At 47.1% G+C, this 10,567-nt stretch carries 13 protein-coding genes; 2 read left to right on the forward strand and 11 right to left on the reverse strand.

The window, feature by feature from the left end; all coding sequences use genetic code 11:
• Nucleotides 1-231 precede the first annotated feature (231 nt).
• Both HMPREF9698_RS08275 and HMPREF9698_RS08280 read left to right on the forward strand, forming a co-directional pair.
• Nucleotides 232-633: a hypothetical protein gene (locus HMPREF9698_RS08275; RefSeq protein WP_003779250.1), complete on the forward strand. Its 402-nt coding sequence runs from the start codon at nt 232-234 to the stop codon at nt 631-633.
• Nucleotides 634-707: 74 nt separating this feature from the next.
• Nucleotides 708-1,052 carry a hypothetical protein gene (locus HMPREF9698_RS08280; RefSeq protein WP_003779252.1) on the forward strand — a complete coding sequence of 115 codons (345 nt, stop codon included), beginning with the start codon at nt 708-710 and terminating at the stop codon, nt 1,050-1,052.
• A gap of 79 nt (nt 1,053-1,131) precedes the next feature.
• Here HMPREF9698_RS08280 and HMPREF9698_RS08600 read toward each other — a convergent pair whose 3' ends face one another.
• From HMPREF9698_RS08600 to HMPREF9698_RS08990, 11 genes are all read right to left on the reverse strand, one after another.
• On the reverse strand, nt 1,132-2,091 hold the full coding sequence (locus HMPREF9698_RS08600; protein WP_003779253.1) for an N-acetylmuramoyl-L-alanine amidase: 960 nt from the start codon (nt 2,089-2,091) through the stop codon (nt 1,132-1,134).
• Nucleotides 2,085-2,300 carry a phage holin gene (locus tag HMPREF9698_RS08290; protein WP_245530972.1) on the reverse strand — a complete coding sequence of 72 codons (216 nt, stop codon included), beginning with the start codon at nt 2,298-2,300 and terminating at the stop codon, nt 2,085-2,087. The genes HMPREF9698_RS08600 and HMPREF9698_RS08290 overlap by 7 nt, the downstream gene beginning before the upstream one ends.
• Nucleotides 2,301-2,320: 20 nt before the next feature.
• The gene (locus HMPREF9698_RS08295) at nt 2,321-2,617 is read right to left on the reverse strand and encodes a hypothetical protein (protein ID WP_003779257.1); all 297 of its coding nucleotides are present in this window, start codon (nt 2,615-2,617) and stop codon (nt 2,321-2,323) included.
• 13 nt (nt 2,618-2,630) lie between these two features.
• A complete protein-coding gene (locus HMPREF9698_RS08300; RefSeq protein WP_003779259.1) occupies nt 2,631-3,038 on the reverse strand; it encodes a hypothetical protein in 408 nt (135 codons plus the stop codon).
• Complete coding sequence (locus HMPREF9698_RS08305) at nt 3,038-3,370, reverse strand: hypothetical protein (RefSeq protein ID WP_003779261.1); 333 nt, start codon at nt 3,368-3,370, stop codon at nt 3,038-3,040. The genes HMPREF9698_RS08300 and HMPREF9698_RS08305 overlap by 1 nt, the downstream gene beginning before the upstream one ends.
• Before the next feature lie 9 nt (nt 3,371-3,379).
• Nucleotides 3,380-5,794 carry a gp58-like family protein gene (locus tag HMPREF9698_RS08310; RefSeq protein WP_003779263.1) on the reverse strand — a complete coding sequence of 805 codons (2,415 nt, stop codon included), beginning with the start codon at nt 5,792-5,794 and terminating at the stop codon, nt 3,380-3,382.
• Between the two features lie 18 nt (nt 5,795-5,812).
• Nucleotides 5,813-6,421, reverse strand: a complete 609-nt coding sequence (locus tag HMPREF9698_RS08315; RefSeq protein ID WP_003779265.1) for a hypothetical protein — start codon at nt 6,419-6,421, stop codon at nt 5,813-5,815.
• 6 nt (nt 6,422-6,427) lie between these two features.
• Complete coding sequence (locus HMPREF9698_RS08605) at nt 6,428-8,035, reverse strand: hyaluronate lyase N-terminal domain-containing protein (RefSeq protein WP_003779267.1); 1,608 nt, start codon at nt 8,033-8,035, stop codon at nt 6,428-6,430.
• On the reverse strand, nt 8,035-8,322 hold the full coding sequence (locus tag HMPREF9698_RS08325) for a hypothetical protein (RefSeq protein ID WP_003779268.1): 288 nt from the start codon (nt 8,320-8,322) through the stop codon (nt 8,035-8,037). Before HMPREF9698_RS08325 ends, HMPREF9698_RS08605 begins: the two co-directional genes overlap by 1 nt.
• Nucleotides 8,309-10,372, reverse strand: coding sequence for a phage tail spike protein (locus HMPREF9698_RS08330; protein ID WP_083861031.1), 2,064 nt, complete (start codon nt 10,370-10,372; stop codon nt 8,309-8,311). The genes HMPREF9698_RS08325 and HMPREF9698_RS08330 overlap by 14 nt, the downstream gene beginning before the upstream one ends.
• Nucleotides 10,351-10,567: hypothetical protein (locus tag HMPREF9698_RS08990; RefSeq protein WP_003779272.1), on the reverse strand; the 217-nt coding region annotated here is incomplete at its 5' end. The genes HMPREF9698_RS08990 and HMPREF9698_RS08330, both read right to left, overlap by 22 nt.

A 10,567-nucleotide genomic window follows, 5' to 3' on the forward strand; every position in this document is an offset into this window, starting at 1 on the left:
GACCCTTCCATTTAAAAACGGTAATTTAAATAGGTTTAAATAGCTTGAAAAACCCCGTCATTATAAGCTTTTCGATTTTAGCTAATTAGCTGAATTAAGATCAAATAAAGGCTAAGGATGACAAAAAGGATGACAAATTTTTTCAAAAAATATTGAATTTAGGGGTTGCGTATCTATACGGTATATCGTATAATATAGTTAACAAAGGAAATAAAGAAAGGAACGATTTAAATGGCCAAAACAAGTAAAGCGCAAAGACGAGCTAGCGACAAGTGGGATGCTAAGAACAGAGAGAAGAAAAATTATTCCGTCAAGCGGTCGACTGCTAGAGGCTTCATCAAGCGAATGCACTGGGAGGACTACCCAGAGTTTCGAGACCTCATTGACGACAAAGGAGAAGAAATTAAATTGAAGAAAAATCTTAAAGAAAGCCAGCTAAATGCCACTTACTATGACGGCGACATGAGTCGGTACGAATTGGAATTCATCACTCAGGACGGTGACTATATTGACCTCTATGTGGATGAGGCAGACCACCCCCAGGCAGAGCAAGACGAAGACTACTTTGATGATGACAAGTTAATTGATCAGATCATTGAAGAAGCAGATTTAGAAAATATCGAAAAAAGATAAAGAAAAAGCTTGCAGCTCTATACGGTATATAGTATAATATACTTAACAAAGGAAATAAAGAAAGGAACTTTCAAATGAATATCGAAAAATTAAGTTTTAAAGTTGTTGTTGACCGCCCAGTTATGGCTGAGAAAAGCTTTGAGGGATCATTGCAAGAGGTATTTGAATGGCTAGAGGGTAAAGACCTACTAAGTCAAGATGAAGTGACTAGCCTGCTAAGCGCTGATGACCCGATCAAATTATTTAACTCAGGTGATTTAAAATGTGGTCACATTGGAGACTTAGGAGTAGAGATGGCAGTCAGTTTTGACGGTGACAAAGACAATGATTATGTCAAAGTGGACGACTTAGAGGATTTAGAAGATTTGCTAGCTATGGACGTTCGAGACAGTGAAGATGCCTTAGTTATCTTAATCTAAAAAAAAAGAGGGGCGGATCACACCGCCCCCTTTATTTATGTACAGAGGCAGGAATGAATGCCCTGCCCCCTAGTCCTCATTACTGAGGTCGCTTGTCGTGGAAAGTTCCCCACGCTTTTTTATTCTTGCCGGTTTCACGGTAAGGCAAGTAGCGTACACCGTTCTCAGTGTGGTATCTGAGCCAGCGGTAACCATTGCCCTTATAGACGGCAAAGTAATTCACACTTGCCCCCTTAGGCAATGTGCCTGTGTGCTTAGCCTTCGTGGTCGGTTCAGTACGGACTTTAATTTTTTCATTAGACTTGAAATAGGCATTTTCTTCCTTGACTAGGGTCGCCCCTGCTACCGATTTAGGAAATCCTGACGTTTTCTCGGCCGTTCCCTCGACAATAAAGGCATCCCCCAGCTTATCCTTGACCCGCTTGCGTTCCTGCTCGGCATTCTTACGATCTTTAAACGCACCTGTCTGGACTCGATAGACTTTCTCCTTGGTGGAGTCTCCCCCGCTTGGGGTAGAGGCAGATGTGGACGATCCCCCACTTGACTTGCCTGCTATACGGTCTTTAAATTGCTTCCAGGTGACCCCTTTAGACCCGTTACGCAAATAGCGTGGACAGTCCTTACCACACCAGTGATTATGCTGGACAACCTTACTAGCGGGGATATTATGCCGTTTCATCAGTATTTGAGTTAATTCCACGGCATTGTCAATGGTTTTCTTGAAGTTTCCGTCCGAATTCACGCAAATCTCAATGCCGATCGAGTGCAAATTACCTGTCCCCTTTCTACCGTCACTAGCGTGCATGCCCGAAGTGGTGTCAAGCAGTGACTGGACAGCTTCTTTATCGTCCACTTGGTAGTGCCAGGATGCAGTCCGACTATTCCCATTGCGTTGGAGCTTAGCGTGCATAGCCGCATTAGCTCCCCTGGAGGTGTTGGCTGTTTCGTGAATAGTGATATATTCCCGTCTGTTTTTAGTTCCTAAAACTACACGGTTGGCAATTTTATTAGGGATTAAATCCTGTCGAATGGTTACCATTCAATGTCATCCTCCTTAGCTTTGTCGTGATAGTATTCGCTTGTCTTAAAGACCGTCCCCAGGAAAGTCTGGAAGCCGACTAGGATCGTGAGAATAGTTGCCCCACTCGCCACATCTAGGGCCTCAAAGACCACACCTAGAAAAGTGATAAAGGCCGGTAGCACAATGGCAATCAGCCACTTTAAAGTCTTGTAAAACTTGTCGTTCAACCGCAAGGTATTCACCCCCTTTAGTTGTCGATCTTGTAGGTATTCTTAGCAATTCGCTCGCTGTGTCGGATGATATTATCCTCATTTTGCCCAATCCTTATCTCGTGATTGTCAATGATCTTCTTAATGTCCTCAGTCTCCTTACGACTGGCCTGCATGTCACGTGAGAGGGTGTCAATGCTCGCTCGAAGATGCTTCATGGTCTCGTCATTGCGCTTCATCACCTTGGTGAATGGCTCAACGACCAATTTAGCGAGCGTTAGAATGGTGATGATCGCCCCTGCGATTGCCCCAATGCTGATGACGTCAAATTCCAACGATCATCCCTCCTTACTCTTCGACTTGTGGCGCAGTATCTCCAGTCTGGTCGACTTCTGGCTGAGCAGGCTCATCCACTGTGGACGGTTCTTCTGGCTCTTCTACTCTAGGCTCAGGCTGAGCAGGCTCATCCACGTTGGACGGCTCTTCTGGCTGGTCTACTTCCTTATCAGCTTGAATACGGTCGATCAACTTAGACTCATTCACAGATTGCTTCTTGACGAATTCAATGTAAGCCTGGTGGATAGTCTCATGGTGAGCCTGGTAGTCCTCTTCGGTCACGTCAGTAGCCAGCCAAGCTGAGTAAGTAGGCAGACTAGTGCCGTCTACGGTAGCAGAGAAACGTGCAATCAGGCGGTCACCAATGTAGAGTTCCGCTTCTTGATTGTGACTTAAATTGCGGTAGTGTAATTTACTCATTAATTTTCCTCCTTAATTAAGGGCAAAATACCCTCAATAATGTAGCCCTCGATTTCTGGCAGGTCCTCTAAACTTATGTTGGGGGTGAACTCGAACTCGACTTCTTCAGATAAGATTTCAGCCTCTTGTTCAGCTAACAGTTTCTTCCGCTCTTCTTCCGGTTTATCTTCAATTTCTTTAGCGTATTTGCTTAGTGACTCAATGGCGCTATCGACATAAGGCTCTAAGTCTTTCTTACTTTTAATCAGCTTGAAAGACGTGCCAGCTTTTAGCTTTTCTTCCAATAACTTATTTAGACAATTATTCACGTTGATAATGCTTCTTAATTTCATAAGATCCTCCTAGTTAAAATTAGGTCTAACTTTACTGTACGTTCCGTCCGTATCCCTAATATAGACATGTCCGTTATGACCAAAGAAAATGCCCGCTCGGTAGGAGTTAGTATGCTCAAGGAATAGCCCCCACTGGCCTCCAACTTGTCCTGCTCTAAGTTCTAGGCCATTTGTACCAGCATTGCTATGATTATAAGCTCGCCAAGTTCGGAAAAATAACTCACCTGAGATGATTTCCACATCTCCGCTGTCATTAATTAACAAGCCACCATTGTTGGGGCGGGAGTTCCATATTTGAACCCCCCATGAATTCCAAATACGGTTGGAAGTGAATTTTAACCCCCTATCTTCGTCGCTATCTGGAAATAAGGTATTCATGTGGACATTACCATTTTCTCCATTGATGCCAATGGCTCGTGTGAAATTGGATTCCCCTCGCTTACGATAAGAAAGACTGATATAGGCACTATCTTCCACGGCTAGAGACACGGAATATTTGTTTCTAAAAACCCCGGACTCGTCAATGGCCTTGAGCGTGGACATCTGACCATGCTCCCGACCATCCCGCCAAAATTCAATACCTTTCTCGGATAGTAGGTTAGACCGTGAGCCGTCGTTACGATATATGTGAACACCCCGGCCGTCTAATTCAATATTTCTTGAAATGCCCTGAATTCCGAGTTGGACAAATCGTGCCTTATTCCCACTCAAGCTATTCACGTCTAGGTTAATCACTCTAACGTTATTAGCGTTAAGCGTGCCTGTGGTGATCTTATTGGCGCTGATGCCATTAGCGATCATGTCATTGCGGATAATCCCACTGTCGATAATCGTGCTACCGGACAGGTGGATCTTATCCCCTTTAATTCGCACTCCACCAGAGGCAATGTTAATCTCTGACACGATCTCACGGCCTGACATCTTGGCGTTATTGGCTGTATTGCGAACACGACTCTCAACGGCAAACCAAATGGCATCTCCTGAGCTTCTGATAATACTCTGGACATCTCCCCTGGTCACCTTGGCATCAATCTGCCCCGCCAGGTTTCGGATCTCAGTCTTAAGCAGTCCGTTGGAGTTGCGGACGTCATAGCTTAAGCCGTCCACGGTCTGAGTGAGTCGGCTGACGTCTCCCCTGGTGTTGGAGATCCGACTGTCCAGAGAATTGACTGTCTGAGTGAGTCGTGACTGGTCACCCTCTACGCTGGAGATACGAGACTGGACACTGTCAACTCTTCGGTCAACTCGGCTAATGTCTCCTCTAGCACTGGAGATCTGTCCCCCCAAACTATTTAAGGTCTGCCAGATGTCGGACTGGTCTCCTGTAGACGACTCAATCCGTGAGGAGATCAGGTCTTTCAGCTGAGTGACCTGGGAGCGGGTGTAAGACCGTTCGCTATCAATTCGACTGTCCAGCCGGTTAGCCTGCCGATTAATCTCACCCTGGACGATAGACTGCATGCCATTCACTAACTGCTCGGTCTTGCTGAGGTTCTTAGAGTCTGTTTCTTCTATTAAAGTGATGATATTGTCAGACGTCTGCTGGATAGTGGATCTGAGTTTCTTCTCAGTGTCTTCCACTTTCCCCTGCAAGGTCGTCACGGTCTGGCTGAGCGTTGACTGCTTGCCGTCTACTGTCCGTATTTGCGACTGGACACTGTCAACTCTCTGCGTGATCCGACTAATGTCTCCCTGGGCATTAGTGATCTGAGCGTTGTGAGCGTTTAGGGTCTGCCAGATCTCGGACTTCTCACCAGTAGCTGACTCAATGCTAGAGGCAATCAAGTCCTTCAGCTGAGTGACCTGACTGGTGATCCGACTATCTAGCCGACTGACTTGCCCGCTGACGGTGGACTGTAAGCCATTCACTAGTTGCTCAGTCTTGCTGAAGTTCTCAGAGTCTGTGTCCTCCACCAGGGTGACGAGGGAGTCAGCCGTCTGCTGGATAACAGATCTCAGATTAGCATCAGCGTTCTTCAGTTGACTCTGCCAAAGACTGGCTGTCTGGCTAATCTGACTCTCCAGGCCTTGTTGGGTGTCCTTGAGTTGACTCTGCCAGGTGTCAGCAGTGGCAATCAGTCGACTCTCCAGACCTCGCCGAGTGTCTTCAATCCGTTGTTCAAGCCCCGACTGGTTAATCCGTATTTGAGTCTTGAGACCTAGCTCGGTGTCCTCAATCTTCAGGTCGAGATCTTTCAAGTCTTTAAAGATCCCGCTAATTTCACTTGTGTAGATTTCTGGCTCAACGTAAGGGGTCGCTTTCGCCCCTTCTTCGAGTTGAATGTCGTCCACGTGGAGTGTCCCTATGCAATCACTGGGAATTAAGACATGGTCTAGGCCCTCCGTGGCCTGAAAACTGGCTTGAAACCGTCCATCAGGCCCTTCCTGCAAAGGAATGACCTGGTCACCTAATTGAATTTGCACATAAGGGCCTCCTTTCTGTTATTTGAGGTGGATGATAACTTCATCGCCTATATTGGTTTGCTGTAATCCCAGCGTTCCAATTTGCTGTTTAAAGGCTATATCTCGTCCACCATTTCTAATTTCTTCAATCTTTTTACCATCAATACTGACCCCGTTAACACTAATTGATTTGATTTGTTCTTTCGATACATTGACTAGATCTTTTAAATAGATAACTACGCCATAGGGGAGGGTTGGCTCTCTAATAGTTGTTACTACCTCCCCCCCCACCACACGATCAGAGCGAACACCGGGTTTTAACACAATCTTAACTTGGTCGCCGCTTCTAAGTTCAGAAATTCCGTAACTTGATAATTTGTTATTTAATTTGACAGTAGCCCCTGTTGTATTAATATCATCAATAGCCGAACCAGGGATAGACCCCCGTCCAACAAATTCAATACGCTCAATTTCGGACGGACTGTAATTCATCAAGACAGGATCAGATAAGTCCAAGATTTTGCCAAAACCTTGGATATCAAAACGGATGGTAGTTGTTAAGATATTTTCAGCCTTGCGCCATATCGTCTGCCCATTGCTAACCACTCGCTTAATTGGTTTTCCATCTACGGTGATGCTTTTAAACATGTTAGCCTACTCCCTTTCAAAGACGATCTTGCCAGACGTATTAGCAGGGACTTGACCTGAGTTCACAATCTCTACATCTAGCCACCGGTCTGATTTGTTGTCCCTAATTCTTCCAACTTGCGAGTCAAGTCGCCCTATATCCTCGGCTCTCGTTCGCAAGCCCTCTCTAAGGTTATTTATCTCTCCTTGTAAGCCGGTCACATCGTTAATAGCGTGGGTGTGACTTTTAAGTGCTACATCTTCTGTCCCTGAGTAATGAGTCCAAGTGTCCCCATTGTCACGACTGTATTGAGGCTTACCATTCCGATTGACTCGGAAAGTAGTTAGACTATCGTCAATCTTCTTCTTAGTAATCTCGTCTAAGCCGCCTGCTTGGCTAAGGCTGTCCAACTCAGATTGTAAGCCGTTAATATCACTGATCCCATGCTTGTGATCTTTAAGCGCCACAGGCTTAGAGTCAGTCACATTCTTCCATGGCCCATCAGGTCTAAAGTCTGCTTGGTCTTTGATATATTTAACGTGACCATCACTATCAACCTTGACATAGTTCACTTTCTGCGCCGTTTCGGTCTTGTCGGCTTTGTTATTTAAGTCTGATTTTTTAGCATAGTCCGACAAATCGACATCTATATTCTCTAGATCAGCTTTATCAGCCTTGTCGTCAAGCTGACCTTGGAGGCCAGTCACGTCAGTAATCTTATGGGTGTGGTTTTTCAAAGCCACATCTTTCGAGTCAGCGTAGTAGGTGAAGTCTCGGTCGCTCTCTCGCTTATACTCCAGACGGCCAGTGTCGCTAATTCGCACTTGGTGTAGAGCGTTCTTCTTGTCTGACTTATCATCTAGCTTAGACTGGAGGTCGGTGATGTCCCTAGTGGAGTGGGTGTGTCGATCTGTGGCTACTTTTTGACGAAGCAGACCAGACTGCCAACGGCCATTAGCCCACCATTCAACCGTTCCGTTACCGGTCACTCGGACATCAGTGACCTTGCCGTCTAACTCACGTTGGAGATTATTAACATCCCCAATGGAGTGAGTGTGTCCTTTGTCAGCCTTGCCCTCTAAATCTTCCTGCTTAGCGTATTCCGACAAGTCGATCCCTGCATTGGTGATCTCGACCTTCTGCTCATCAGTCAAGTCGTCATAGGTGAATGGGTCACCCTTAGGCCCTTGGTCACCCTGGTCACCTTTCGGGCCTTGATCTCCCTGGTCACCCTTAGGACCTTGAAGTCCTTGAGGACCACGCTCCCCCTGGTCACCCTTAGGCCCTGTAGGCCCTCGGTCACCTTGTGGGCCTTTCAGCCCCTGAAGTTGGGTCTGGGTAAAGTCACTATATTTAAACGGCTCACCCTTATCCCCCTTAGGGCCTGTTAGACCTCGGTCACCCTTAGGACCTTGGTCACCTCGGTCACCTTTCGGGCCTTGGTCACCTTTTAGACCACGCTCGCCCTGGTGACTCTTCAGGTCTTTCCATTTCTTCTGGCCGTCTCCAACCTTGATGACTTGAGTGTCAGAGGCTATGCCAATCTCGCCCTCCAGGAGGACAACATCACTGGCTAGCCACTCTTGTTCCGTCTTAGTCACCTGACGGACTCGGCCTCTTAGCGTTTCAGCCATTAAATCTCTCCTTTCCAGATGATTTCTGGGTTTTCAGAAAACTCAAATAGTCTATTGCTGTTAGTGTCCCCCTCCAGGATGTCACGGTATTCCAGCACGACATCCACACGAGTGAAGTCCTCTAGGGCTTTGACTGGTAAGGTCTGAGACTTATACCAGTCCCCTGTTATCTCAACTCGGTAAGTATCTGGATAGACATTCAGTCGGTGTGGACTTGTCGAAGTCGTGTCAGTGACTTCTGGAAATTCATCCAGCGTGGGGATCATCTTAATGTCAACTTGTCTCAAAGTGGAATTCAACCTCCTTGTCAGGTGTTAAGAAGTTAAAGAGGACACCAACCTGGTCCATAGGCTCGCAAATCGCATTAAAGCTAATCGTGTAGGTCTGTCCTGCTTGGAAGCCTGGGCCATTGTGACGGACTTCGATTGGGTCACCACGGAATTCAATCTTTCCACTGGTTGGCTTCTCAGCCCGGTTACGGTTATATCGTGTGATCCCGTCTCGCCCGATCATGTCCAGGGCTAAATTAGCACCGTCTGAAGTCTTGGCGAGGTCGGCCTGCACGTCAGCAATCTGCTGGCGGTTAAAACCTGCACTGGCTAAGGACTTCTTGACCTCTTCAGATAGCCCGTCAATGTCAGACTGAATGTCCTCGATTTGTTGCTTGTTAAACCCTGCACTGACTAAAGACTTCTTGACCTCTTCAGATAGGCCGTCAATATCAGATTGAATGTCCTCAATTTGTTGCTTGTTAAAGCCTACTCGAGCTAGAGCCTCGTCAATCTGCTCGGGAGTAATCCCCGACTCTTCTAACTTGTCGATCTCTTCTCTAATCTGGCTAAGCGAGTCCTCAAAGTCAGCTAGTTCTTTGTCATTCCGCTCTTGAATTTCAGTCCACTTCTGGATAAATTCCTCAAGAGCCTTGTTGGCCTCTTTAATCGCATTATCGACAACGGCCCAATCTCGAGTCCGGATGATCTCTTCCCAATATTCCCCATTCCAAAAGTAGAGGATAGTGTCACCCTCACTGTCGGGGTCGGGTCTGAACCACAAGTCCCCAACCTTGACATCATAGCCTAGGTCAAAGGGGTCTTCCGCTGTGTAGAAGTTGGTGTTAAACCCGTTTGCCGACAAGACTCGGTCGATTAGACCACTAGTCTGCCGTCCAGCCTCTTCCAGGGCTTGGCTCACGGCATTAGAGGTGATCCGGCTTTCTCGCTTGTTAGGAGACTCGCCGATCCGATCACCGAGCTTGATGTCGGTGGCTCGATCAGCTAGTCTGTCCCAGGTGATCTCAAAGATCCGGGTGTTATAGTCGATCATCTTGTCTGGTCGGACAACTCGGACCGTGTCCCCAATCTGGCCGTCCACATAGACGGCTGAAGTCTTAAAGGTGACTTGAGGCCGTGAAACTCGCTCCAATTCCTGGTAGGTCAGTCGGAGTAAATTCTCTGGATCTTCCTCTTCTTCAAAGTCGATAAAGCCAACTTTCGGCTTGCCACCGACAATACCGTAGAGTTGACTGGCTTCTGGAATTTCAACGTAGCGTTGCCCCTTAGGCTTGTCGACTGGATCACCCTTAGCCTTAGACCATTCGACTTCTGAAAAGTTAATCTTCCGCCCATAGCCTGCTTGACCTGACTCGGACTCACTACCGTCTGACACTTCTTCCCCTCTACCTCGCCCAATCAAGGCTGTGTAGAGTTCGGTTTTCTCTTCTTCCTTAAGGATCTCTAAAGCGTTGTGGCCGTAGACAACACGCTGGCCGTTGTTGACCCCAATCTGAGTCTTGAAGTTAATGTAACGAGCCGTAATTCGGTCATGGGTAACTTCAATGAAGAATTGCATCTCCAGTCCCCAGCGTTCACAAATTCGCTTAAGCGCGGTGAAAACATCCACGTAGTAGAGTCGGATGCTGTGCTTGCCCGTGTCCGACACATAGCCTGCTGTCCAGTTGGTGTCTTTGAGGACCTGCTCAATGGCCTGGCTGGCGGGTCGGTTGGTCGGTCGCTCATCATAGATAGGGGACTTCCGCAAGTCCTCAATCCCAGACTGGACACCTTGGATGGTGGTGATGTCTCCCTCAGTGCTGTGCTTCTGGACCCAGAAATAGTAATACTGGTAGTCTTTGCCCTTAACCGGCAGGGCTAGGTATTCCAACTCATTTAAGACCTTGTCAGACAGGGCAGTGGTCTCAATGTAGACACGGTCTGAGATATAATGCTCGTCAGTCAAGACCTGAGTGTGGTCAGCCACTCGGACGGCCTCACTCTTAATGACTCGGATTAATTTCTCTTGATTATTAAATAGGAGGATCACCGTTTCTTGTCCCTCCATTCAATGGCATTCAGTCGACCACCCTTAACGCTGACCGTGTCGCCATCCCTCAACTTAAAGGTCTCAGGAAAACTAAACATAGCTAGATCTGTCAGGACGTTCTGCCCGTCTCGGGTAAAGGAGACATGGTCGTCATGGTAGGCCAGGACAAGGTTCTGCCCCGAATTATAACTACCTTTAAAGACCAGCCGATCC

It is taken from the genome of Alloiococcus otitis ATCC 51267, assembly GCF_000315445.1.
GTDB classification, from domain to species: domain Bacteria; phylum Bacillota; class Bacilli; order Lactobacillales; family Carnobacteriaceae_A; genus Alloiococcus; species Alloiococcus otitis.

Excerpts from the sequence above, each read along its gene's own strand:
- HMPREF9698_RS08300 (WP_003779259.1), bottom strand. The coding sequence starts at position 3,038 with ATGAGTAAATTACACTACCGCAATTTAAGTCACAATCAAGAAGCGGAA.
- HMPREF9698_RS08605 (WP_003779267.1), bottom strand. The coding sequence starts at position 8,035 with ATGGCTGAAACGCTAAGAGGCCGAGTCCGTCAGGTGACTAAGACGGAA.
- HMPREF9698_RS08330 (WP_083861031.1), bottom strand. The coding sequence starts at position 10,372 with ATGGAGGGACAAGAAACGGTGATCCTCCTATTTAATAATCAAGAGAAA.
- HMPREF9698_RS08315 (WP_003779265.1), bottom strand. The coding sequence starts at position 6,421 with ATGTTTAAAAGCATCACCGTAGATGGAAAACCAATTAAGCGAGTGGTT.
- HMPREF9698_RS08305 (WP_003779261.1), bottom strand. The coding sequence starts at position 3,370 with ATGAAATTAAGAAGCATTATCAACGTGAATAATTGTCTAAATAAGTTA.
- HMPREF9698_RS08600 (WP_003779253.1), bottom strand. The coding sequence starts at position 2,091 with ATGGTAACCATTCGACAGGATTTAATCCCTAATAAAATTGCCAACCGT.
- HMPREF9698_RS08275 (WP_003779250.1), top strand. The coding sequence starts at position 232 with ATGGCCAAAACAAGTAAAGCGCAAAGACGAGCTAGCGACAAGTGGGAT.
- HMPREF9698_RS08280 (WP_003779252.1), top strand. The coding sequence starts at position 708 with ATGAATATCGAAAAATTAAGTTTTAAAGTTGTTGTTGACCGCCCAGTT.